23 protein-coding genes are annotated in these 22,502 nt (G+C 45.4%); 8 read left to right on the forward strand and 15 right to left on the reverse strand.

Annotation, left to right across the window (positions count from 1 at the left end; genetic code table 11):
- Positions 1 to 29 precede the first annotated feature (29 nt).
- Complete coding sequence (locus B5D77_RS14145) at positions 30 to 377, forward strand: sulfotransferase (RefSeq protein ID WP_254052964.1); 348 nt, start codon at positions 30 to 32, stop codon at positions 375 to 377.
- 317 nt (positions 378 to 694) lie between these two features.
- On the opposite strand, the gene B5D77_RS14150 is transcribed toward B5D77_RS14145, so the two are convergent.
- The 6 genes from B5D77_RS14150 to B5D77_RS14175 form a co-directional block, all read right to left on the reverse strand.
- Complete coding sequence (locus tag B5D77_RS14150; protein ID WP_008205943.1) at positions 695 to 895, reverse strand: type II toxin-antitoxin system RelE/ParE family toxin; 201 nt, start codon at positions 893 to 895, stop codon at positions 695 to 697.
- Positions 879 to 1,160 carry a hypothetical protein gene (locus B5D77_RS14155; RefSeq protein WP_106909059.1) on the reverse strand — a complete coding sequence of 94 codons (282 nt, stop codon included), beginning with the start codon at positions 1,158 to 1,160 and terminating at the stop codon, positions 879 to 881. Before B5D77_RS14155 ends, B5D77_RS14150 begins: the two co-directional genes overlap by 17 nt.
- 212 nt (positions 1,161 to 1,372) lie before the next feature.
- A complete protein-coding gene (locus B5D77_RS14160) occupies positions 1,373 to 2,617 on the reverse strand; it encodes a M23 family metallopeptidase (protein WP_106909060.1) in 1,245 nt (414 codons plus the stop codon).
- A gap of 45 nt (positions 2,618 to 2,662) precedes the next feature.
- Entirely contained in the window at positions 2,663 to 3,376 is a 714-nt protein-coding gene (locus B5D77_RS14165) for a biotin--[acetyl-CoA-carboxylase] ligase (protein WP_106909061.1), read from the reverse strand.
- 459 nt (positions 3,377 to 3,835) lie between these two features.
- The gene (locus B5D77_RS14170; RefSeq protein WP_008205937.1) at positions 3,836 to 4,480 is read right to left on the reverse strand and encodes a histidine phosphatase family protein; all 645 of its coding nucleotides are present in this window, start codon (positions 4,478 to 4,480) and stop codon (positions 3,836 to 3,838) included.
- 49 nt (positions 4,481 to 4,529) lie between these two features.
- Positions 4,530 to 5,168 (reverse strand): histidine phosphatase family protein, encoded by a 639-nt coding sequence (locus B5D77_RS14175; RefSeq protein ID WP_106909062.1) that lies wholly within the window; start codon positions 5,166 to 5,168, stop codon positions 4,530 to 4,532.
- Between the two features lie 320 nt (positions 5,169 to 5,488).
- Here B5D77_RS14175 and ndk point away from each other — a divergent pair, with 320 nt between their 5' ends.
- Positions 5,489 to 5,938, forward strand: a complete 450-nt coding sequence (gene ndk / locus B5D77_RS14180; RefSeq protein ID WP_008205931.1) for a nucleoside-diphosphate kinase — start codon at positions 5,489 to 5,491, stop codon at positions 5,936 to 5,938.
- Between the two features lie 302 nt (positions 5,939 to 6,240).
- The gene (locus B5D77_RS14185) at positions 6,241 to 7,614 is read left to right on the forward strand and encodes a DICT sensory domain-containing protein (RefSeq protein WP_039900517.1); all 1,374 of its coding nucleotides are present in this window, start codon (positions 6,241 to 6,243) and stop codon (positions 7,612 to 7,614) included.
- A gap of 2 nt (positions 7,615 to 7,616) precedes the next feature.
- Here the strand turns inward: B5D77_RS14185 and hpnH are convergent, their stop codons facing one another.
- A complete protein-coding gene (hpnH, locus tag B5D77_RS14190) occupies positions 7,617 to 8,633 on the reverse strand; it encodes an adenosyl-hopene transferase HpnH (RefSeq protein WP_008205928.1) in 1,017 nt (338 codons plus the stop codon).
- Between the two features lie 315 nt (positions 8,634 to 8,948).
- Between hpnH and B5D77_RS14195 the strand changes: the two genes are divergently transcribed.
- Both B5D77_RS14195 and B5D77_RS14200 read left to right on the forward strand, forming a co-directional pair.
- Positions 8,949 to 9,548, forward strand: coding sequence for a DUF1517 domain-containing protein (locus B5D77_RS14195; RefSeq protein ID WP_008205926.1), 600 nt, complete (start codon positions 8,949 to 8,951; stop codon positions 9,546 to 9,548).
- Positions 9,505 to 10,431: a hypothetical protein gene (locus B5D77_RS14200; protein WP_106909063.1), complete on the forward strand. Its 927-nt coding sequence runs from the start codon at positions 9,505 to 9,507 to the stop codon at positions 10,429 to 10,431. Before B5D77_RS14195 ends, B5D77_RS14200 begins: the two co-directional genes overlap by 44 nt.
- A 70-nt stretch (positions 10,432 to 10,501) precedes the next feature.
- Here B5D77_RS14200 and B5D77_RS14205 read toward each other — a convergent pair whose 3' ends face one another.
- From B5D77_RS14205 to B5D77_RS14225, 3 genes are all read right to left on the reverse strand, one after another.
- Positions 10,502 to 11,014 (reverse strand): phycobiliprotein lyase, encoded by a 513-nt coding sequence (locus B5D77_RS14205; protein WP_008205922.1) that lies wholly within the window; start codon positions 11,012 to 11,014, stop codon positions 10,502 to 10,504.
- A gap of 61 nt (positions 11,015 to 11,075) precedes the next feature.
- Positions 11,076 to 11,744 (reverse strand): HEAT repeat domain-containing protein, encoded by a 669-nt coding sequence (locus B5D77_RS14210; RefSeq protein ID WP_106909064.1) that lies wholly within the window; start codon positions 11,742 to 11,744, stop codon positions 11,076 to 11,078.
- A 1,178-nt stretch (positions 11,745 to 12,922) separates the two neighbouring features.
- The gene (locus tag B5D77_RS14225) at positions 12,923 to 14,035 is read right to left on the reverse strand and encodes a DegT/DnrJ/EryC1/StrS aminotransferase family protein (protein ID WP_008205915.1); all 1,113 of its coding nucleotides are present in this window, start codon (positions 14,033 to 14,035) and stop codon (positions 12,923 to 12,925) included.
- A 126-nt stretch (positions 14,036 to 14,161) separates the two neighbouring features.
- Between B5D77_RS14225 and fetB the strand changes: the two genes are divergently transcribed.
- Positions 14,162 to 14,938, forward strand: a complete 777-nt coding sequence (fetB, locus tag B5D77_RS14230) for an iron export ABC transporter permease subunit FetB (protein ID WP_008205913.1) — start codon at positions 14,162 to 14,164, stop codon at positions 14,936 to 14,938.
- A gap of 95 nt (positions 14,939 to 15,033) precedes the next feature.
- On the opposite strand, the gene B5D77_RS14235 is transcribed toward fetB, so the two are convergent.
- Complete coding sequence (locus B5D77_RS14235; protein ID WP_039900510.1) at positions 15,034 to 16,050, reverse strand: type I glyceraldehyde-3-phosphate dehydrogenase; 1,017 nt, start codon at positions 16,048 to 16,050, stop codon at positions 15,034 to 15,036.
- A 395-nt stretch (positions 16,051 to 16,445) separates the two neighbouring features.
- Here B5D77_RS14235 and murC point away from each other — a divergent pair, with 395 nt between their 5' ends.
- Both murC and murB read left to right on the forward strand, forming a co-directional pair.
- Positions 16,446 to 17,873 (forward strand): UDP-N-acetylmuramate--L-alanine ligase, encoded by a 1,428-nt coding sequence (gene murC, locus B5D77_RS14240; protein ID WP_106909066.1) that lies wholly within the window; start codon positions 16,446 to 16,448, stop codon positions 17,871 to 17,873.
- A gap of 237 nt (positions 17,874 to 18,110) precedes the next feature.
- Positions 18,111 to 18,989, forward strand: a complete 879-nt coding sequence (gene murB, locus B5D77_RS14245; protein WP_106909067.1) for a UDP-N-acetylmuramate dehydrogenase — start codon at positions 18,111 to 18,113, stop codon at positions 18,987 to 18,989.
- Positions 18,990 to 19,187: 198 nt separating this feature from the next.
- Here murB and B5D77_RS14250 read toward each other — a convergent pair whose 3' ends face one another.
- From B5D77_RS14250 to B5D77_RS14275, 4 genes are all read right to left on the reverse strand, one after another.
- Complete coding sequence (locus B5D77_RS14250; RefSeq protein ID WP_046662171.1) at positions 19,188 to 19,487, reverse strand: HigA family addiction module antitoxin; 300 nt, start codon at positions 19,485 to 19,487, stop codon at positions 19,188 to 19,190.
- A 563-nt stretch (positions 19,488 to 20,050) separates the two neighbouring features.
- Entirely contained in the window at positions 20,051 to 20,443 is a 393-nt protein-coding gene (locus B5D77_RS14260; protein ID WP_002791850.1) for a hypothetical protein, read from the reverse strand.
- Positions 20,440 to 20,817 carry a DUF433 domain-containing protein gene (locus B5D77_RS14265; RefSeq protein ID WP_106909068.1) on the reverse strand — a complete coding sequence of 126 codons (378 nt, stop codon included), beginning with the start codon at positions 20,815 to 20,817 and terminating at the stop codon, positions 20,440 to 20,442. The genes B5D77_RS14260 and B5D77_RS14265 overlap by 4 nt, the downstream gene beginning before the upstream one ends.
- An 800-nt stretch (positions 20,818 to 21,617) precedes the next feature.
- Complete coding sequence (locus B5D77_RS14275; protein ID WP_016514528.1) at positions 21,618 to 22,289, reverse strand: hypothetical protein; 672 nt, start codon at positions 22,287 to 22,289, stop codon at positions 21,618 to 21,620.
- Positions 22,290 to 22,502 lie beyond the last annotated feature (213 nt).

Below are 22,502 nucleotides of genomic sequence, written 5' to 3' on the forward strand. Positions count from 1 at the left end.
GACAGTTGAGGGTGCGGAATGTGGGTTGGATGACTCAGTTTAAGTCTATTCGCTGGGCGTTTGACTTAACTCATATTGCCGAACGCATTCAGCAATATTGGCGGATTATGGAACATTGGCGGCGCGTTTTGCCAGTTCCCATGTTGGAAATTGACTATGAGGAAACGGTTGACCAGCAAACGGCGCAAACAGTTCGGCTCCTGGATTTTATCGGATTAGAATGGGATGATGCTTGTATGCAGTTCCATAAAACCGATCGCTTAGTGCGTACTGCCAGTGTCACCCAAGTAAGGCAACCGATATATAAGCGCTCGGTAGAGCGCTGGCGCAGTTATGAAGAAGCCCTGCAACCTCTGCTCGAAAGGTTAACCATCTAAGCTACAGCGTTTCCCATAACTGCGAAATGTTTAGGCATCAAATGGGGTTGAAATACCCGAAATAACCGCCTAGTAGGGTTCTCAGTCCAAAATTGGGAGCTTCAAAAACCTTGCATTACCACTTTCATAGTACATAAATTAGTACAAAAAAGAGGACAACAAAGCCTGAAACTCCTGCCGCCTGACTGATACTAAATCCAGTTATTAAAAACTGATTATTTATTCTCCGTTTTGCCGTTCGGCAAAAGCTCACGGCCGAAGCCTTTTGCATGAGTAGAAAACGGGTTTCTCCGAGAAACCCGTTTTCTGTGCGTTACTCAGTCTCCAACGCGGAAGCGATACTTCCCAGCAAATTCTCCCTTTAATGCTTTAATTTGAGGGTGATTTTTTGGTGTTTCTTGAAGGAGTTTTAAACACTTAGCAATCTTCTTTTTTAAGATTGGATCCGCTTCAGAATAAACTTTATTTGCTTTAGCTGTCAAACGGACTTTATAAGTTATTTCAGCTTTCCCAATCAATGAGGCAACCTGATTGTAAATCCATTTCAGCTTCTTTCAAATGTTCCATAATATTCGGGATTGCTCTAATTTCTTGCGTTGCCTTTTCACTTTCTTTATCTGACAAATAAGCGGCAAATTCTAGAATCATCTTTAAATTTTCTACTGATAGGGTTTGTAAATATTGTTGAATCTTTTGCTGCATTAAATTGACCTGTACTAATGTTTCAGAATCTAAAAAATCTTCTGGAGTCGAGGGATTTACTTCAACGTCAGTTAGAGTCATATTTAATCAAGTGCTTCTCTCAAGTTTCTTATTTGTATCTTAGCGTGTATCCCGTCTCCCGTCTCCTGACGACCGACTCCTTACCCCACAGTTAACTTTACTTTTGTCCAACTACTTAATACTGCGAATGTATGAAAACGCATCAATTGGGCAAAAGCTCAACGATGCGTTTTTAAGTTCCAAAAACCGCTATATTTGTAACCCAAAACAAATTAATTCTGATTAGGGTCAGTGGCTGCGGCCATTTGCATTCTCTGCACCAGATTATCGAGGGCTAATTCTAGATGTAAACCGGCATCTACGGCGGTCCAACCCTGTTCGGTTAGGTGTCGCCATTCAAAGTGTAGGTGCGGACCGGTAGAAAGTCCCGTACTACCCACACGACCGATAACTGCGCCCTGTTCCACCCATTCTCCCGGTTTGACGGTAATTTCTGAAAGGTGGGCATAACGAGATTCTTGACTACCATCGAGGTGACGTAAAATCACCGTTAATCCGTAACCTCCTAACCAGTCGGCGGTGGCCACTTCCCCTGCGTAGGCGGCTAATACAGGTGTTCCCATCGGTGCGCCTAAATCAGTACCCGCGTGCATGGCCCGATTCCCGCTGACTGGATGATTTCGCCACCCGAAAACCGAGGTAATTTGGGCGGGAAGGGCGAGGGGAAAGAGTAAATCGGTGCGTTGAGTTTGGTTAGAATCCGTGGGACTTAAACGGGTGGCCCGCTCATAGGTGGTCGCTTCGCTGATTGCTTCCACTTCTGCGCGAGTCACGGGGGCTAAAGCTAATTTTACGCCATTCCATTCCGGGGGATTGAGGGCCACCACCTGACTTGGAATCACCGTCGGGGCAGCCAGACGTACCGGGGCGCTAGAAGCCACGAGAGTGGGGGCATAACGACGGAGGGAATTATTAGCGATAACCGGCTGATTTCGGGGCTGCCGTCCTACTCGCACCGCCGGATTAGGATTGAGACGCACCCGGGCCAGATTAACCGGGGGTAAGGGTTTGGCCACAGTGCTGACCGGCTGACGACGGGAGGACCGAGCCGCCAGATTACAGCTACCTCCTACCAGTTGACCATTTTGGGCGATGGTTTGGCAACCACTGCGGCGCTCGGTGACAACAACGGAACTGGGGGGGTTAAAGTTTCTAGTATCGATAAAGTTATTTTTACCGCCGGCCCGGGGGGCAAGGGTAGGCATATCGGTTTGATGGTTTTCGGGGATAGCCAGACGGGGGGCAGGATTAGTATTTTCTTTGATAACGGGGGCTTTCAGAGTCGGGGCGGCATTTTCCACTACCGGGGTTTCGCTGCCAGTTTCGGAATTAGCGATCGCATTGGGAGCAAGAGTGAGCAGACCGCTGATTACTAAACCAAGACCACTGCATAAACTCAGCTTCTTTTTTAAGGATTTTCCGAGAAAAAGTTTCAATATCACCGATGAAGGATACATAGGGCGGCCTCACTTCTCACAGTTTAGTCAAAAAAATATTTAGACTCAATTATAGCCGAGACTGACCCTACCAGCCGGTATATAGATTTCGCTACTGGCATTGTCCGAGGTGAGTTTAACTTTTAGTTCCCCTCGATCGCTTACCCCGGTTATTATGCCCTGATAGCCCTCGAAAGCTATCTTTTGACCAAAATTGGCAAAAAGTTCTAAATAGGAGGCTAATAGGGCTTTTATGCCGTGATGACAGTAATATTCATAGCCGTATAGGATAGCATCGCTGGTGAGAGAGGTTAACTGAGCGATCGAGGTGATTTTATTGCCGGCCAAAGCTTGTAAATTAATGCCAGTGGGGGGGACGGGATTGGCCCAATTGATGCCCACTCCGATGACTGCTTGCGGGATTTTTTGACCCTGAATACGGGTTTCTAGGTTAATTCCCCCTAGTTTGCGCCCTAGTAATACTAAATCATTCGGCCATTTGATTTTAACAGGTATTTCTTGACAATTGAGGTGATAAGCGATGCCCCAAACTGTAGCGAGAACGAGATGGGCAGATTTATCCACCTCTAAATCCAGATTTAAAGCTAAAGATAAATATAATCCTCCCGGTTCAGAAATCCATTCCCGTCCCCATTGTCCTCTCCCAGCACTTTGTTGACTAGCAGTCACCACAAAAGGCGGATTTTCCCCCGACTCTAATAATTGCCAAGCTTTAGTATTAGTGGAAGGTAATAGCTCAAAGTGATGGATTTTGGGCATAAATGGGGAATTATGAATTATGAATTATGAAGTATTTTCAGTGTTGCCAAAGGCACGGCGTAGCCGTCCAGTAAACAGTAAACAGTAATCAGTGACCTGATACTAAATCCGTTGAGTATAGGCTAAATATCAGGAGAGGCAAAAGGCAAGAGGCAAAAGGCAAAAGAGGGAATAGATAATCAGTTTTTAATAACCAGATTGAGTATGAAAACTGACATCTGATCACTGATAACTGAATCACTGATAACTGATCACTGATAACTGATCACTGACCAAAAGCTTGGATTGAATGATCAAGTGGGAAGTAATGCTAAATCCGTTGAGTATAGGCTACATATCAGGACAGGCAAAAGGCAAGAGGCAAAAGAGGGAATAGATAATCAGTTTTTAATAACCGGATTGAGTATCAAAACTGACATCTGATCACTGATAACTGAATCACTGATAACTGATAACTGATTAGGTGCAAGGAAGAGAACGCAGGTACTCACTGAGGTGGGAACGTAAACCGATGCCATGGAAAAGCGGGCCACGACTGCCTAATTCAACAATACTGACAGCGGCCACGGGCATTTCAAATCGATCGCGATAACGGCCCACATCAATACCCATCAGACTACAGAGCATGATCCGGATGGTGGCCTTGTGGGAAACGATCAAGATATTGCCATCACTGTGGGTGTGTTCAATTTCCTCCAAAACGGCCGCGGAACGACGGGCTATATCGATACCCCTTTCCCCGTTGGGGGGAGCATTCCAAGCAGGATCCGTCAACCAGCGCACATAGAGATCATGATATTGACGATCGATATCGTTGGGGTGCATACCTTCCCAAAGACCATAACCGATCTCTTGTAATCCCTGGCGGATTTCTAATTTCAGTCCCACCGCTTCACAGAGGGGTTTAGCGGTTTGAATAGCTCTTTGTAGGGGACTGACGTAGGCTGCGCGCCAAGGTAAAGAACGATAGACATCGGCGAATTCCTGCGCCATTTCGATGCCTTCGGCAGTCAAACCGGGGTCATTTTCTGGAGTACCACAGTATCCTCCCGTTTTGCTATAGGCCGTTTGTCCGTGTCGTAGAAAATATAACATCAAGCACATAGTTTTTCAGCAGACCAAATCCGGGGCTTCCCTTGTTACTGTTGACTGGTTAGGTTCCCGCTCGCGAGCGCAGGTCATTGCGGAGGTGAGAGCGATCGCCCATAACTTGAAAGAGGGGACCGTGTTCGGCTAATTCGACGATCGTCAGCGAGGCCACAGGCATGGCAATTCGATCGCGATAACGGCCGATATCAATGCCTAAAAGAGAACATAACATGATTCGGATCGTTGCTTTATGGGAAACGATCAAAATATGGCCATCATCGTGATTATGGTCGATTTCCTCTAATACCTCCGAACTGCGACGAGCGATATCGATGCCTTTTTCGCCTCCTGTGGGAGAATTCCAGCCCGGATCTGCTAACCAGCGCACATAATCATCATGAAACTCCCGATTAACCTCGGCTGCGGTTTTTCCCTCCCATTGGCCGTAGGCAATCTCTTTTAACCCTTCCCGTTTCTGGATGGGAATAGCCAAGAGATCGCTTAAAGGGGTGGCGGTGGCCAGGGTGCGTTTGAGGGGACTAGAATAGATCGCTGTCCAAGGCAGATCTCGATAGACAAGGGCGAAATCCTTGGCCATTTCATCGCCGGCCAGGGTTAGTTGCAAGTCTAATCGACCGCAAAAACTACCCGCTTGACTGGCTGTGGTTTCGCCATGACGCAAAAAGTAAAGTTTTAGACTCATCTTTTGGGTGCATCTCACATTTGTGACTCATTTCCACTTATACTGATAAGCAGAAGTTATTAAAAGAGGGCGAAGGCAATTCGCCACCACAATCATCCTTTTTACCTTTTGTTTCCAGGTAACTCTCTAAATTACCACTATATTTAGGGTTTACTAAAAAAGTTTTTCCAGGGTGTGGGGAGAAAAAACGAAAACTTTCTATCTCAGTCGGACAGCAAGCTGACTCAGCAATTGAAGCGAAAATTCTACCATTCTCTAGGATGCCATTCCGGGTTAATCTGGGTTTCGGGACAATTTATGACTAAATTTTAAGAGGCAGTATGGAACGCACTTTCTTAATGATTAAACCCGACGGTGTACAGCGCAATCTGGTGGGGGAAATTATTCAACGCTTTGAAGCTAAAGGTTTTACGCTGGTTGGGTTGAAAATGATGCAGGTTTCTAGCGAATTAGCGGAAAAACACTACGCTGTTCATAAAGAAAGACCCTTTTTCCCTTCTTTAGTCGATTTTATTACTTCCTCCCCCGTGGTGGCCATGGTTTGGCAAGGAGAAGGAGTAATTGCCTCCGCTAGAAAAATTATTGGCGCCACTAATCCCCTCAATGCTGAACCTGGTACGATTCGCGGTGATTTTGGTATTAGTGTCGGACGCAATCTTATCCATGGGTCCGATGGTCCAGATACTGCCAAAGATGAAGTTAGTCTCTGGTTTAGCGATGCAGAATTGGCTAATTGGACTCCCGCAATCACTCCCTGGGTGGTAGAATAAATCCCTTTGAGGCAGTCAGGAGCCGGTCGTCAGGAGACAGGAGATGGCTTTTATTTTGGGGTTGGCTGAAAAAATCTAAAAACCTTGTTGGGTAAGACTTTTAGACTTTTTGTTAATCAAAAAGTACTAGGCATGGGAGTGATCAGGGGGAAAATTCAGGTACTTTTTCCCTGAAAATTAGGTAATTGGCCACCTCAAAACCGGTAAAACCCCACACCCCCCCTACCCCCACCGAAAAACTTTTTCAGCATACCCTATTTATTCTCCTCTCTCCCCACACTCAACCCCTCATCTTGCGACTTATGACCGTAGAATCCAGCTTACAACAGTTAAAAAGAGCTTCATCGGGACGATTACCCAGCAGTTACGGGGTCTATTTTAAGAATACCCTGGTCGCCCTCTGTCATGCTCTTGAAGATCATATCTTGCAAACTAGCAGCCCTGATAGTACAAATAAACCACTGGTCTTAGTCACCTTTCAACAGGGAAAATGGTATTTACAGGAAGCTGATCGCTATTTAGATATGGCTCGCTCTTCTCGTCATATTGCGATCGCCGCCGTGGCCGATAGTGGTTTTTCTGAGCATAAAACCGGCAGTTTAGAGAATGTTTCGCTAGTGAACTTAGATAATAGCGATAGTTTGGTTAATGAGTGGAATTTAATCATTCTTTCCCCCGATTACGCATCCATGGTACTCTGTCATGAGTTATCCCCGGAAGAATACCGGTCCGATAGTCAACCCCAAATAGACACGGAGCGAAAATTCTACGGTTTATGGACATTCGATCGCGATTTAGTCGAAAAAGCCGCTAGGATCTTAATTGAGCGTCTGCATCCCTATAATCCCAGTCTAGCGGCCGATTTAAGCAGACAACAAGAGGAAATTAGTCAAAATATTAATCCCATTCCCACGGATTTAACGGGAGTAGTCTCTCGCATTGTCACCTATCTGCAAACCAGTCAACAGCAGTTAGTCACCGTCAGCAGACAAGCACGAGAATTAAGTGACTTAGAAGGACAAGCATCCCGTTTAAATAAAAATTTAGCCGCTAATAAACTGCAAGCTTTTCTCAGAATGGCCCAAAAAGTCGATGAAAGAGATATTGATAATCCCCTTGCTTCCCTACAGGTGGCCGCTTTAGCGGAAATGTTGGGACAATTGCTCGATTTACCCACCCTGAGATTACGACGCTTACGATTAGCTGGTTTATTATACCGCATCGGTCTAGCGGAGGCTCCGATCGAAGTTTTTAGACAGCGTGCCAGTCAGTTAGAGGGAGCAAATGCGTTATTTTGGCGGGATCGATCGGTGTTAGGCGCACAATTACTCGCCACTATGCCCGAATTAGCCCCAATTCAACAGATTATTTACCATGAGTTTGAATACTGGGATGGTAGCGGGGTTCCCAACGGCTTAAAAGGGGAAGAAATCAGCCTAGAGTCGCGAATTTTAGGATTATCAGCCTATTTTCAGGAATTAACTCAACCGCGAGGCGACCGACTAGCTCTAGATTTAGGAGAGGCCCTAGAGCGCTGTCAAAATTATAGCGGGATTCGTTTTGATCCCGCTTTGGTAGAAAAATTAAGTTCGGTAATTCGTCTGTGCGAAATGGGGTGGATGCAATTACCCGATCGCCCTAGTCAAGTCCCCGCCGTCTGGTTAGAATCAGTTTAGGATTAGACTCCGATTAAACTCTGCATGGCACGTCCCATATTAGCCGGTTTAAAAGCTGCCATGGCCGCGGTCGGTTCATAGCCGCAATGTACCATACAATCGGCACATTGCGGATTGCCACTGGCCCGACCGTAGTTATCCCAATTGGTTTCTTCTAAAAGTTCCCGAAAGCTTTTGTAATGTCCTTCGTTGAGCAGATAACAGGGTTTTTGCCATCCTAAAAGACTATAGCTAGGACTACCCCAAGGGGTGCATTCATAGTCCTGTTCACCGATGAGAAAATCGAGAAAGAGAGGATTATGGTTAAAATTCCACTTTTTCTGACCTGATTTCCAGGGTGAGAGAATTTCTCGGAATAAAGCTCTGGTTTGCTCCCGTTTCAAGAAACTATCTTGATCCGGGGCCCACTCATAACTATAACCCGGGGAAATCATCATGCCATCGATACCCAAAGTAGCGAGAAAATCAAAAAATTCCTGCATTTCTCGCGCATCTGTGCCTTCAAAAACCGTGGTATTAGTAGTAACCCGAAAACCTCTCGCTTTCGCTGCTTTAATCCCTTGTACTGCCTTATCGAATACTCCCTCTCGATCCACACAGCGATCGTGATGTTCTTTGAGACCATCCAGATGGACACTAAAGGTAAGATAGGGTGAAGGAGTAAATTTATCTAGGCTTTTCTCCAATAACAGGGCATTGGTGCAGAGATAGACAAATTTTTTTCTGTCCACTAACCCCTTGACAATTTCATCGATTTGTGGGTGTAAAAGCGGCTCGCCCCCGGGGATGGAAACCACGGGAACCCCGCATTCTTCCACCGCTGCGAAACATTCTGCTGGGGTAAGATGATTGCGGAGGATTTCCGGGGGATGTTGAATCTTCCCGCAGCCAGTACAGGCTAAATTACAGCGAAATAGGGGTTCTAGCATTAAAACTAAGGGAAAACGCTTTTTTCCTGCTAGACGCTGTTTCAAGATATAGGAAGCAACCACTAAAGCTTGTTGTAGTTGGACAGCCATTTGCTCACACCAATAGGATTCTAAGTCATTATAGACTGTTAACAGGACATCAAGGCATAGAAGCCTAGAAAATGGCAAAATAAATAAAAGCTGAGGGCTTTTCTGGCTGTTTACTTTGATTACTGGATAGATTAAACCTCTTGCCTGATTAATTTTTGCCAGTTTAAAAACGTCCTATCAGTGATCAGTCTTTTTAGCTATCAGCTTTTATTTATCTCATTGAATTGGTCCCTATCACCTTGATCTAGCTGATGGCTCCAAGACTACTGACTCCTAACCTTAACGACAATTTTTGATTTTTACCAGAGGTCTATTATGGGTTCTTTAGGCGATCGCTTCAAGAAATTTGCGGGTAGAACTCGCTATGTGGTCTGTCGCTTATTTTTGCATCTCTACGGCCAAGAAGTCGCACCCCTGATCGGTATTCTTAATCGTGCCGGCCGGGAGGCGATCGATTCCGAAGGCGATTTAGAGGTCATGGGAGAGGGTTTAGTAGAAATTTGTCAAAATCTGCTGCAGATGAACCTCTATTGGTTTTCTGTGGCTAATGAGGGCGATGTTTTTTGGAGTGAGGGGGAAGCGGGAGACTACGTTAACGAACTGTTTACCGATTCTGCGGGGAGATACCTAAGTGAATCGGTGTCTTCACAGCTGGGAGAAAAGGAACCCTTAACTTTACCCGTCACCGATAACTTAGTTGTTATGATCACAATAGCATTCGAGGGTGAGAGTGCTGCTTTAGAAACTAGCCTAGCCGATCGAGAGGCCCTGGAAGATGGTTTAAAATCAATAATTAACCTCCACTACCAAGGTCGGCTGCGTGCGATTCAGGTACATTTTTCTCCTGCTCAATTGGGAGATGAATTGACCAATGAGCAACTATTACTCAATTTCCCCGAATTACTGCCTTTATAGTCTTAATTTTGCCATTATGCTGCGCCAAGTAACGACAATCCTTTTAATTCTTACCCTTTGTTGCACAACGGTGGCCTGTGGTTCGTCGTCAAATCAAACTCAGTCACCGTCAGCTAATAACAGTAGTGTAAGACAAGAATCCAATCAGGTTAGTAGCGGTCGCTACGAGGTGCAACAAGCTACCTACGATGATGGAGATGGCACTTATACCTTAATGCTGTTAAACACCCCCGGGGGGACTTCTCCCCTCTTCCGCACTACTAACCTGCAAATGGCTAGATTAAGCGATGAAGCTATCGCTAAAGGGGAAAAAACCGCAGTGGAAATCAACGGCGATCAGGCTACCCTGTACATGACCGAAGATTTTAAAATTGAGTATGTCCACAATGTCACGGAAGTGCGGAACAATCCCCAAACCGGACAACAAGAAACCGTGGTGATTCGGCAAGAATCGAGTTTTTGGAGTCCTTTTCTCGGTGCTGTTGCCGGTCAAGCTTTGGGTAGTTTGCTCTTTCGTCCTCAATACTACGTTCCTCCCCTTTATACTCCGGGGGGTGTGATGACCGGTTTTGGTGGTTACGGTTCCACCTATAATCAGGCAGTGGATCAATACCGGACTAAACATAATAGTCCACCTCCGGCGGTCAAAAACCGGCAAACTCTCCGTTCTACCGGCAATTTACGTCGTTATCCTAGCAATACTCCCTCCAGTCCCAATCGCAGCACCACCACAAAACCCAGTGGTTCTGGTTATGGTTCGAGTACCCTGAAGAATTCGGGTAAATCTGATAATGTCAAACGTTCTCCTAGTTTCGGTTCCTCTGGTTCCCGTCGTACCCCTAGTCGCAGTGGTTTTGGCAGCAGCAGACGCGGCCGACGTTAGGAGGATTTGACTGGAGTGGTGGAAGATTAATCCTGTCTTCCCCACCTCAGACATTGGGGATGGCAGCTACTTAAGAAGCAACCATTTTGCGAATTTCCGAGTAGAAAACCGTCTGGCGATCGCCATTGGCCGACTGGATAATACTGGTACGCAATCTCAGATTAGGACTAGCAAACCAGATTCTTTCCTCGATACGATGGTGATTATGCTCGATGGTTAAAGTTAAAGCTTGATCGCTTCTGAGATGATATTCTCCCAGCGCTGCCGATTTAGCGTCCGATGTGATCAATTTTCCTTGCCAAGGATTCTCTGAGGGCAGCCAAACTAAATAGCTAGAACCGATTTTTTTCGGTTGTCCATAGTCCACGGAATTATCCCAAGTCGCTTTCCATCCCCCTAGACTGGCCTGGGACTGACAGTTATTTTCTAAACATAATTGCACCACATCGGCAGCATCGGCAGTCAGTAAATCGATGGTGATTTCTGCTTTATTATTGGCAACTTTTTGGGCGGCTAATTGATAACTGGTACGCTGGGAAAACCATTTACCCGCACAGAGATTAATAAATTCTTGAATGTCCATGAATGGCTGTAGGCAAAGATTGATCGCTCTGGAAGACTAGATTATTTATTCTATCCTATCCCTAGACGTTGGCCAATTTTTGCAAGGATAAACGGGACGCTTCGCGCACTTGCGGATGTTCGTCTTTAACCAAAAATTTTAAGGCCGCGATCGTTTTTTCCGCCGGAAGGTGGCCTAAAGCTTCCGCTAATCGCTGCCGGATTAACCAGTCATCGGAGTTAACAAAGGTTAAAAGCTTTTCGACGGTTTCCACTGCTTTGATTTCACCAAGGGCAGCAATAGCGGCCTGTTGAATAACCGCTTCGTTACTGTCTAACGCCGATAATAACACCTGTTTAGCCCGAATATCGCCCAAATTGCCCAAAGCGACGGCGGCACTAAAGCGGACTAACCATTGCGTGTCTTCGTAAAAAGCCCGTTGTAGGGGTTCAAAAGCGCGAATATCTTCTAAATAACCTAAAGCTCCCGCAGCATCGGCGCGAATGCCATAATCGGCATCATTGGCTAACAAATCCACGAGGATAGGAAAGCATTCCTCGGTTTGTTTGACTCCCAAAGCAAAGACAGCCATCGATCGCACCGGCAGCATTTCATCATAAAGGACTTTTTTGATCAAGGGTACAGCCTCCTCCGGGGCCACTTCTCGCAGGGATGCCAAGGCCAGCAGACGATCTTTAGAGTTGCTGCTTTCTAACTGGAGGGCAATGGCTTCTATATCAGGCTTACTCATTTTTGTCAATCACTTGTAATATTTCTTTAATTCTAACGCAATTCTTGGCAATTCAGAAACGAGAGCGGGGAAAGTAATTATCTTGCTAAGGCGATTTTATGTCTTCCGCGTAACATCTGAGCAATTTTTTTTAGCTAAAGTTACCCAAAAGTCCCAATTAAAAATTAAAAGTATTGACAATTTTACCCATTAAAAATCTTCAAGATCCAAGTTTTACATCGGTCTTTTATGTGACTTAAGATAATTGTTGGCTAACCAGAGAATTTTAAGCCAAGATTATCGATAAACTGGCTAATTTAGGTAATTAAAATCCTTGAGAAGCTTGTTTTATTGATCCATGTAGTTTTGGGAGGAAACTGTCGGCTGAATTTTTCAAAAAATGAATATTTATGATTAAGCCTAAAGATAGATGGCTCTTCGGTAATTGTTATGCAAATAATTAACTTAAAATAAAATTCGATGAGAGTACCTACGCTCAAAAATAGCTGAAACCCATACAGGGAAAGATTCAAGGCACAAACAGGTGAATGCCAAAAGATAGACAATTGAGTTAAGATTTGATATAATAGCCAAAAACCAGATTATTTTACTTATGATACTTGACAAATTTTTGAACCTACAAGGAACCTGTATTCAAGGCTATCGACTTCTCCAAAGTCTGACTACAGAAGTTTAATCCCCCTAAATCCCCCTTTTTAAGGGGGACTTAAATTCGATGTGTAGTTTTCATTTAGAGAAATGGTATAAGTCAGCAGTCTTAGGGGACTGGAACAGCTAATTTCTGTGTGTTACAGTGTTTCTCCTAAAGATGAAGTGTAATCTAATTTGGTATCGAAGACCGACTCCCGAAAACGAAAACTTCGTACCTGCTCATTAAGATAACTGCTCGGCTCTCTTATTCTTTGTGTGATCTCGCGTAGCGAGCGCGTTGCGACCAGTTTAACTTATATAGTAGTGATCGATCTCTGTGTCCTTTGTGTCTCTGTGGTTCCCCTTCCACTCACTTGCCCGCAAAACTGTATCTTAGAATACATTTTACCCACCAAATCGGGGAGAGCCACTGCTCTAGCTAATATCCTTAACAATAGGGTTAATTTAGCTAAACCTCCTGTAAAAGTAAGTTTTCGAGGCGCTATCTGGTCAAAATATCGAAAACCTTTATAATTCCTACTGATAACTTAGGAACTATGCAAACAATCTTTCAGCGCGTAGGCTACCTGTTGTTGTTCCTCGAAGCTTAAATCGGGGAACATAGGTAAAGATAACACTTTTTCGCTGGCCAATTCAGCCATGGGTAAATCACCTTTTTTATAGCCTAAATACTGATAAACCGGCTGTAAATGTAGGGGAATCGGATAATAAACCATAGATAGGACATCTTTTTCCTGCAAAGCTGCCCGAATTTGGTCACGATTTTCCGTTAGGATTGTGTACTGATTCCAAACGTGCTTACCCCCGGCTAAAGCGGCGGGTAAAGTGATATTAGGCAAAGGTTGCAGTAATTCCCGATAACGTTGGGCAATCTCGATCCGTTGATTATTCCAAAAATCGAGATATTTCAGCTTAATTTGCAAAATAACCGCTTGAATGGCATCTAAGCGGCTATTCACCCCGATTACCTCATGGAGATAACGCACCTTGCTGCCGTGTTCTTTAATCATGCGAATTTGTGCCGCTAACTCGGGGTTATTGGTGGTAATTGCGCCACCATCGCCACAACCGCCTAAATTTTTGGTGGGAAAGAAGCTAAAACAGCCAATATCGCCGATACTCCCCACTTTCTGCCCATGCCATTCTGCTCCCGTTGCTTGAGCGCAATCCTCAATCACCAATAAATTATGGGAACGAGCGAAATTTACCACCTCAGACATATTGACAGATTGCCCAAAAAGGTGTACTGGGATAATCGCTTTAGTCTGGGGAGTAAGCGCTTTTTCCAACAGTGCCACATCGAGGTTAAAAGTATTAATATCGATATCGACAAAAACCGGCACTGCCCCGACTAAATTAATCGCTTCGGCGGTGGCAATAAACGAAAAAGTAGAAGTGATGACTTCATCCCCCGCTTGAATACCGAGGGCGCGCAGTGCCAGATAAAGGGCATCGGTTCCCGAATTACAGGCGACACAATCGCTAACACCATGATAGAGGGCAAATTGTCGTTCTAATTCGCTCACAGCTTCACCGCCAATGTAGCGCCCAGAACGGAGGATTTCTAAAACGGCATGGTTAGCTTCTTCGCTGATGACTTGGTATTGACGGGATAAATCGACGGGGGGAATTGTACTCACGCGCTTTCACTCAAATTAGAGACTAATCGGGATTTGTTGGCGAAAAGAAGGAATAATTAGTCAAAAATAATTATAAACTTGCTATTTATAGATGAAGTACCCTTGTAATTTGTTTCTTTTATTTTTATGGATGGATTAGTAGAACTAAATCTGGTGGATTTGGGTTGGGCTTTGGGGATGATGGGCATTTGTTTACTCCTCTCCCGTTGGTCAAATTTAGCCCTAGAGGGACAATTATTATTAGCGACCGGTCGCTCGATCCTGCAATTATTAGTGGTAGGCTACGTTATCGCCGTTATTTTTTCCCTCGATAATCCTCTAGCAGTGCTGGGGATTTTGGCAGTGATGATGACTATCGCGACTATTGTTGCTAAAAATCGCATCGATAGCCGAGATAAAGGCTTATTACCCCTAGTTTTCGGCTCTTTATTGATTAGTAGCTGTCTAACTTTAGGTTATGCGATCGCTTTAATTATTCAACCAGAACAATGGTACTCACCCCAATACTTAATTCCCTTGACGGGGATGGTGTTAGGGCAAGCGATGAATAGTGCCTCTTTAGCCGGGGAAAGATTAAGCAGTGCGATTAAAAGTCACCGTTTAGAAATCGAAACCCATCTTTGTTTGGGGGCAACCCCTCAACAAGCGATCGCATCCTATCAAAAAGCGGCGATTCGAGCTAGTTTAATCCCCACCCTCAATCAGATGATGGTAGTGGGTTTAGTCAGTTTACCCGGAATGTTCACCGGACAGGTATTGGCAGGAAGTGAACCTTTAAACGCCGCTTCCTACCAGATACTGATCCTGTTTATGATTGCCCTAGCTAACCTAATCACCGCACAATTGGTGACAGAGGGAATCTATCGGCGCTTTTTCGGTGAGAATTTATCACTTATCAGTTGAAAGGAATCGGGGGGCGGGGGTTAGGGTTTTAGGGTGTTGGGGTGTTAGTTGAATTCCCCCATTCCACCATTTCCCTATCCCCTAACGGCCAAAAATTAGGCCTTCCACTTGCTGGCAACGACTTCAGCGAGATCAACCACCCGTTGGGAGTAACCCCATTCGTTATCGTACCAAGCGATAACTTTTACCATATCGCCACCCATCACCATGGTGAGACTAGCATCAACGATCGAGGAGGCATCAACACCGCGATAATCAGAGGAAACGAGAGGTAAATCATTATATTCGAGAATTCCTTTCAAAGAATTTTCCGAAGCTTCTTTGAGGACTTCGTTTACCTGTTCCGCGATCGTGCTTTTTTCCACTTGCGCCACTAAATCCACCACAGAAACGTTAGGAGTGGGTACCCGCAGAGCGATACCGTTAAGTTTCCCTTTCATTTCCGGGATAACTAAGGCTACAGCCTTGGCGGCGCCGGTGGAGGTGGGAACGATGTTAACGGCGGCGGCGCGAGCGCGACGCAGATCCCGGTGACTAGCATCCAGAATCCGTTGATCACCAGTGTAACTGTGGGTGGTGGTCATCGTCCCTTTGATGATGCCGAAGTTTTCGTGAATCACTTTAACGACAGGAGCCAGACAGTTGGTGGTACAACTGGCATTACTGATGACGTTGTATTTATCGTGTTCGTATTCGTCAGCGTTGACACCAACCACATAGGTTCCCACACCCGAACCTTTACCCGGTGCGGTAATGAGGACTTTTTTAGCTCCTGCGACAATATGCTTAGAAGCGCCCTCTTCATCGACGAAAACACCGGTAGCCTCGATAATCAGATCTACACCCCATTCTGCCCAGGGCAGATTGAGGGGATTGCGATCGGAATAACATTTAATAGTTTTACCGTTAACAATTAAAGAATTATCATCGGCATCGATATTAGCGTTAAGTTTGCCTAACATCGAGTCATATTTGAGCAGGTGAGCGTTACTCCGGGGATCGGATGTATCATTGATCCCCACTACCTCCAAGCCACTATTAGTCCTTCCTAACCAACATCTTAGGAAATTACGTCCAATCCGTCCGAAACCATTGATCGCTACTCTAATCACTGCTGCTTGCCCTCTACGTTTTAGTGCAATACATAAAAAAATAATTAATGTTCCCAATCATACCTTAAAGGTTGAACTTTGCGATCCCGATCGAAAATAATTTATTAGCTCACCATTGAGGAGACTCCGAGACAGGAGACTCCGAGACAGGAGACTATTTTTATTTATTCTCCCCACTCCCCACTCCCCACACCTCACACCCCACTTCCCACACCCCACTCCTCGCAGCCTAGAAAAAAGGAATTGGGAGAAAAAATTTTAATTCTGCGTCAAGGATGTTGCAGGGGGACCGGGCAACATTTGGGAATTCTGGTCAAATGCCCCTATCATGAAGTTGACTTTACTACCGATCGAGTTTAAAACTTATATAATCGTGGGTCTGAGGAGTGAAAACAGTGAAAAAAGTTAAGTTTAACGGCCAACCTTTCCATTTTATCGGTATTGGCGGTATTGGGATGTCAGCCCTCGCTTATATCCTAGCCAAGCGCAATTTACCCGTGTCTGGCTCTGATTTACGTCCTACTCATATTACCCAACGGCTACAGGGAGCGGGAGCGCAGATTTTCCACCGTCAAGAGGCCAATAATTTAGCTGTATTTCATTCTCCGGTCCCTCAAAACAGTAGCCAAACAGTTCCGCAAGTAATCTGCTCCACGGCGATTAATGACCATAACAAGGAATATCAAGCGGCCAGAGACTTAGGATACCCAATTTTTCACCGTAGCGACGTTTTAGCGGCTTTAATCGCTGATTATGACAGTATCGCCGTTGCTGGAACCCACGGCAAAACCACCACTAGCAGCCTAATCGGTTACGTTTTGTTAGAAGCGGGATTAGACCCCACGATCATTGTCGGTGGTGAGGTGGACGCGTGGGAAGGTAACGCTCGTCTTGGTCAAGGGCGTTTTTTAGTGGCAGAGGCCGATGAGTCCGATGGTTCCCTGACCAAACACGCCCCGAAAATCGGCGTAATCACTAATATTGAGCTAGATCACCCGGATCATTACCATAATTTAAGCGAAGTTATCGATACTTTCCATGAATTCGCCCATCAGTGCCAGATTTTAGTCGCTTGTTTAGATTGTGACACGATCGCCGAGCATTTCCGTCCGACAATCAGTTATAGTCTCGATCCCGAAAAAGGTGCCGATTACACCGTCAGCGAGATTATCTATGAACAGGGAATGATGAAAGCTTCCGTCTGGGAAAAAGGCAGTTATCTGGGACAAATGGAAGTGAAAATCCCGGGGCAACATAATATTAGTAATGCTTTGGCAGTGGTGGCCATCGGACGTTATCTCGGTTTAGAATTTGCCGTTATTGCCGATGCGATCGCTACTTTTGCCGGGGCAAAACGCCGTTTTGAACACAAGGGAGAGGCAAACGGCATTACTTTTATCGATGATTATGCCCATCATCCTAGCGAATTGTTGGCCACGTTAGCGGCGGCAAAATTGAAGGTAGAAGGCAAACAGTACCAACGTTCGATCGCTATTTTCCAACCCCATCGCTACAGTCGCACCACTGCCTTTTTAGAGGAATTCGGCTCCGCTTTCAGTTCCGCCGATGTGGTAGTCTTAACGGATATTTATAGTGCTGGGGAAGTGAATATCAATCACGTCACCGGGCAGCAAGTGGTCGAACAGGTGAGAAAACACCATAAAAACGCCTACTATCACCCTGAATTGAGTTCTTTAGGTCAATTCCTGCTAGAAATTCTCCAACCAGGGGATCTGGCTCTGTTCCTCGGCGCTGGCAATCTCAATCAAGTTATCCCCGAAATGCTCTCTCTTTACCGTGAACAATTAGCAGTTAGAGTATAGGATTCAGTTATCAGTTATCAGTTATCAGTTATCAGATTTGAGTTTTTAAGTGAGCAGTATTAAATAAGTAGGGAGGCACAATTATTTGTAGGATGGGTTAGCGGCAGCGTAACCCCTGCGGGTGTTGAGTTTCATGCTTCAACCCAACCTACTTTCTGCTCCTTTGCTCCCCATCTCCCCAACCCCCAATTTATAATTCATAATTTATAATTTATAATTTCCAATCCCTAAAACCCTATGATTAAATCCTCTGTTTCTCTAGCTGAGTTCACTTCCTACCGGGTGGGGGGAAGAGCGCAATGGTATGCCGAACCAGTTAATCTAGAGGAATTAAGAGAAGTGTTCGCTTGGTGGCAATCACAAGATTTACCTTTGAATGTTTTGGGGGCTGGTTCAAATTTACTGATCAGCGATCGAGGTTTACCCGGACTTGTCCTCAATACTCGCCATCTGCGATCGAGTTGTTTTGATGCCGAAACTGCTACGATTACAGCAGCGGCGGGGGAACCCCTGCCAAAAATAGCTTGGAGAGCGGCAAAACGGGGCTGGAGGGGCCTAGAATGGGCGGTGGGTATCCCCGGGACGGTGGGGGGGGCTGTGGTGATGAATGCGGGCGCACATACCTCCTGTGTGGCGGATCGATTAGTGCGGGCGCTGGTATTAAATCCCGATGGTCAGTTAGAAACTTTAAGCAAAGAAGATTTAAATTATAGTTATCGCAGTTCTTCTCTGCAAGGGAATCAACGTTTAGTTATCGAAGCTACATTTCAGTTAGAAGCTACCGATAATTGTGAGGAAATAATGGCAATTACTACCCATAATTTACGCCATCGCAAAAGTACCCAACCCTATGATCGTCCCAGTTGTGGTAGTGTTTTCCGCAATCCTAAACCGCAATTTGCCGGGGCTTTAATTGAGGGAATGGGATTAAAAGGTTATCAAATTGGTGGGGCGCAAGTATCAGAATTACACGCTAATTTTATCCTGAATATTGGTTCAGCAAAAGCCTCGGATATTCTGCGTTTAATTCGTCATGTGCAGGAACAAGTGTTCGATCGCTGGTCTCTCTGGTTAGAACCAGAAGTGAAAGTTTTAGGGGAATTTGACGGGATTTAACTATTTTTCTCGATAACGGTTGAACTCAGCCGCGATGGGCTGGAGTGCGACAGCAGATATTTTTATAATCCTCTAGCATGGTGCGTTCCCCAAAAATCTATTGGTGGAGCAGTAGGAGCCACATTAGGGAACGCACCCTACAAGATTGCTATTTTTAATATATCTCGTGGGTGGTGCGTTACATTTAATTAACGCACCCTACGCGATCGCTGATCGCACTGATAGCCGTTTGACTTTGATATTGCCAATTGTCTGCTCTGCTTGCCATAGATCGTATTGCATTTGCTGATTGAGCCAACTTTCAGGAGATGTATCGAAAGCTTTCCCTAAGCGAATTGCCATTTCGGGGCTAATACCTGCCCTACCATTTAAGATGGCAGATAGGGTTTTTCGACTTACACCCAATGCTTCAGCAGCCTCAGTCACAGTCAGATTCAAAGGTTCGAGACAAAGTTCTTTAAGAACTTCACCAGGATGTGGTGGATTATGCATTTTCATCAGTGGTAGTCCTCAAGATCGACATCACAAGCACCAACACCGTCAAAGGTGAAAGTGATCCGCCAGTTTCCAGATACTCTCACCGTCCAGGTTCCTTTACGTTGCCCTGCCAGTTCATGAAGTACCAATCTGGGTAAGCAATTATTGTAGGTTGGGTTGACGCAAGGAAACCCAACAAAGAGTAACCTTTGGGGTGGTTGGGTTTCGCTTTTTCAAGCGAATTAAGCTATTTTCGCCTCAGTATTGTTTCGCTCAACCCAACCTACGAGGCTATTTTTAATATATCTCGTGGGTGGTGCGTTACGACGGATTGCTAGTCCTAAGTAAGAGCAGAGATTGTCGCCGTCTAACGCACCCTACTGGACTATTGATTATACGGAAACTTTCCGTATATCACGCCCAAAAGCGTGTTAGCCAGATTAGCCTACTGCTAGTGGAGCGGTAGGAGCCACATTAGGGAACGCACCCTACAAGATCGGCGATCACACTGATTAGCTTTCGTCGGTCGGAGTGCATTGGGGTTGTTATGCTGTGTCACCAACAGATATGATGCGCCAATCACCTTATGGAATAAACAACCGACCAGCCCCCATATAGTCTTGGATATCGATCACAATTTCTACAAGCCTTTCAACGCAGCGTTCTCGATAGTCAGATTCATTGACCCTATCCGGATCGCCAATCGTAATGATCGGAAATGAAGTCGGTTGATTTTCTTCACGCATTACTTGTTCCAACGAGTCTTCACCCTTCGCATTCCGGTTTGCCGTAAGTAAGAGCATCCCGTTGGTTTGGGCAAATCTCCAAACTACTCGATCATTGCTGTCTGCGGGTAAGCCAACGTCTTCAAATGTCCTCAACCGAATTAGAGCGAGATCTAATAACCCGCTAACAACAAGACTTCCAGAGATCAGAATTGCCTGCCGATTCAAGTTGTAATCAGCCAGAACAATCATTGCTTCTTCGCTTCCCGCTTTGCTCTCCGTTCCTGAAGTTTAGCTCTAACCGCTTCATAGCCTGGACGAGGAGGAGTAGCAGCGATCCGAGCAAAACGTTCGCGATTCCTCTCTTCCCAAAATTGTTTAGTTTCTGCGGCAGTCTTTAAAACCTCCTGATACTCCGCTTCCACTTCTGTTCGATGTGTTTCAATGTAGGAAAGGGCAGCATGAATCTGAGCATCTGTAAGATTGAAGGCATCACGAATAAACTTGGGTGGATACTGAGCTTTGAGATAATCGATTACGTCATACAGAGTAATACGAGTATCCGCAATTGTAAGCCCTCGCTCTGTGCGGATTATAGCTGTTTGTTTATTCGATGCCAGTGCCATAGCAGTCTTAGCTTTTAATCATTTAATTCCATAGTAGCGCACAAAAAAAGCAAGGGGAGCCAACGCCCCCCAACGACTGATTCACAAAATCCTTAATCCTCAACCCAGACCTTCAAAATGTATTTCAGCCTCGTTCCTGCATCTAGCCAGTAGTGAACTCCAACATCTGGCAGTTCAGTATCATTTGTGTGAGCGTCACCCCGTCCTATGCCATCATCAAAGGGAGTAATACGGTGTTTGGAAACTTCTTTGTGGAATTCTACCCGTGTTATTCTTGCTCCGGTGCAAGGAAATTTATCGTCTCCTCGCTTGCCAAGCATACCAGATTCGTAAGTTCTCGAAACATCAACTGCTAGTCATTCAGCCATAATAAACCTCCTTTTTTGCTGTAACTTTTCCGTATATCACGCCCAAAAGCGTGTTATCCAGATTAGCCTACTGCTAGTGGAGCAGTAGGAGCCAAATTAGGGAACGCACCCTACGGCTAACTGTGAGTATGAGGCACACGGGATGTGAAGCCGCCTAACGGCTTAATTGAGCAGCAAGAGATTCCGTTCAACTAAGCGTAAACTACTCTAATATTGTCCGCTCCAATGATGTGTTATGCCCCGATCGCTTATCAATTATTTATCTTTGCGATCGCCGACAATCTCTCGGAACTCATCAACGAAACCGATAACTTTTGCTTGCTTAAACTTGTCTAAAAATAGATAACTTTAACGGGCGTATCGTTTCAGCATAACGTTCGAGTTCAGGGGCGCTGCGCAGCTTTATTGCGCAGCGGACCCTGGAACGAAGTGTTATGTTTCAAGTTTATCGAAGGCACTGATTAACCAATCGATCTTCTGATCTTTTCTATATGGACTGGGATAGCGGTACCAAGGGTAGTCCAACTGTAGCCCCTGCACCCCAGGGATTTCGGATAAGAATGCAATAGCAGCATTTCGAAGTACTTCAGTAGAACCCCATGCTGCAACTATGCGAGAACTTCCCGCACAATCACGTTGAAGCCCGCCGAGCCGCTTGGGATGGATAATGCTATGGGGACTGGAGGGGTCACGCTTCTGAGCATCCTCAAAATCCACTGAAAAGCTGCCGCTGTTTCCGTTTCTGAGATCTGATAGGTTGAGAACCCTGACGTGCTTCCACCTCTTTAGCAACATCAGGCGCATCAGTTGGTACTGCGCGTTATCTGGCCTGGCTGGAATCAGTTCCCTCGACCATCCGCCATCAAGTACATCGCTCACTGAGTAGCATTTTGGAATGTAACTTATATCGAGTGGCCTAGAAGAACCCGGATTCATCATTATCACTACCGCGTCCGGCACCCCTGTGGCTTCAGAATCTCCGGCATTGGCGATAATTTCCAAAACGCTTCGGCACGGAAACACTTTTCCGGCGATTTCTACGTCATAGAAATGCCCTCGCACCGAGAAGGAGCGCTTCAATTCATCTGCGTAAACAAATTCCACTTAGGCTAGCGCTCCGAATGAAACATAACGGCTTAATTGAGCAGCAAGAGATTCCGTTCAACTAAGCGTAAACTACTCTAATATTGTCCGCTCCAATGATGTGTTATGCGCCGATCGCTTATCAATTATTTATCTTTGCGATCGATATGATGTAGCCTGTGTTAGCGTTAGCGTAACGCACGGATTTTGAACATTAGATAAGGTGCGTTACAT

The organism is Microcystis sp. MC19 (genome assembly GCF_003019735.1).
Taxonomy (GTDB): domain Bacteria; phylum Cyanobacteriota; class Cyanobacteriia; order Cyanobacteriales; family Microcystaceae; genus Microcystis.

Coding starts and splice junctions, on each gene's coding strand:
- ndk (WP_008205931.1), top strand. CDS start 5,489: ATGGAACGCACTTTCTTAATGATTAAACCCGACGGTGTACAGCGCAAT.
- B5D77_RS14210 (WP_106909064.1), bottom strand. CDS start 11,744: ATGAGTAAGCCTGATATAGAAGCCATTGCCCTCCAGTTAGAAAGCAGC.
- fetB (WP_008205913.1), top strand. CDS start 14,162: ATGGATGGATTAGTAGAACTAAATCTGGTGGATTTGGGTTGGGCTTTG.
- B5D77_RS14170 (WP_008205937.1), bottom strand. CDS start 4,480: ATGTGCTTGATGTTATATTTTCTACGACACGGACAAACGGCCTATAGC.
- B5D77_RS14195 (WP_008205926.1), top strand. CDS start 8,949: ATGGGTTCTTTAGGCGATCGCTTCAAGAAATTTGCGGGTAGAACTCGC.
- B5D77_RS14160 (WP_106909060.1), bottom strand. CDS start 2,617: ATGTATCCTTCATCGGTGATATTGAAACTTTTTCTCGGAAAATCCTTA.
- B5D77_RS14175 (WP_106909062.1), bottom strand. CDS start 5,168: ATGAGTCTAAAACTTTACTTTTTGCGTCATGGCGAAACCACAGCCAGT.
- B5D77_RS14145 (WP_254052964.1), top strand. CDS start 30: ATGACTCAGTTTAAGTCTATTCGCTGGGCGTTTGACTTAACTCATATT.
- B5D77_RS14250 (WP_046662171.1), bottom strand. CDS start 19,487: ATGAAAATGCATAATCCACCACATCCTGGTGAAGTTCTTAAAGAACTT.
- B5D77_RS14185 (WP_039900517.1), top strand. CDS start 6,241: ATGACCGTAGAATCCAGCTTACAACAGTTAAAAAGAGCTTCATCGGGA.
- B5D77_RS14265 (WP_106909068.1), bottom strand. CDS start 20,817: ATGGCACTGGCATCGAATAAACAAACAGCTATAATCCGCACAGAGCGA.
- hpnH (WP_008205928.1), bottom strand. CDS start 8,633: ATGGCTGTCCAACTACAACAAGCTTTAGTGGTTGCTTCCTATATCTTG.
- B5D77_RS14165 (WP_106909061.1), bottom strand. CDS start 3,376: ATGCCCAAAATCCATCACTTTGAGCTATTACCTTCCACTAATACTAAA.
- B5D77_RS14200 (WP_106909063.1), top strand. CDS start 9,505: ATGAGCAACTATTACTCAATTTCCCCGAATTACTGCCTTTATAGTCTT.
- B5D77_RS14260 (WP_002791850.1), bottom strand. CDS start 20,443: ATGATTGTTCTGGCTGATTACAACTTGAATCGGCAGGCAATTCTGATC.
- murB (WP_106909067.1), top strand. CDS start 18,111: ATGATTAAATCCTCTGTTTCTCTAGCTGAGTTCACTTCCTACCGGGTG.
- B5D77_RS14205 (WP_008205922.1), bottom strand. CDS start 11,014: ATGGACATTCAAGAATTTATTAATCTCTGTGCGGGTAAATGGTTTTCC.
- B5D77_RS14155 (WP_106909059.1), bottom strand. CDS start 1,160: ATGACTCTAACTGACGTTGAAGTAAATCCCTCGACTCCAGAAGATTTT.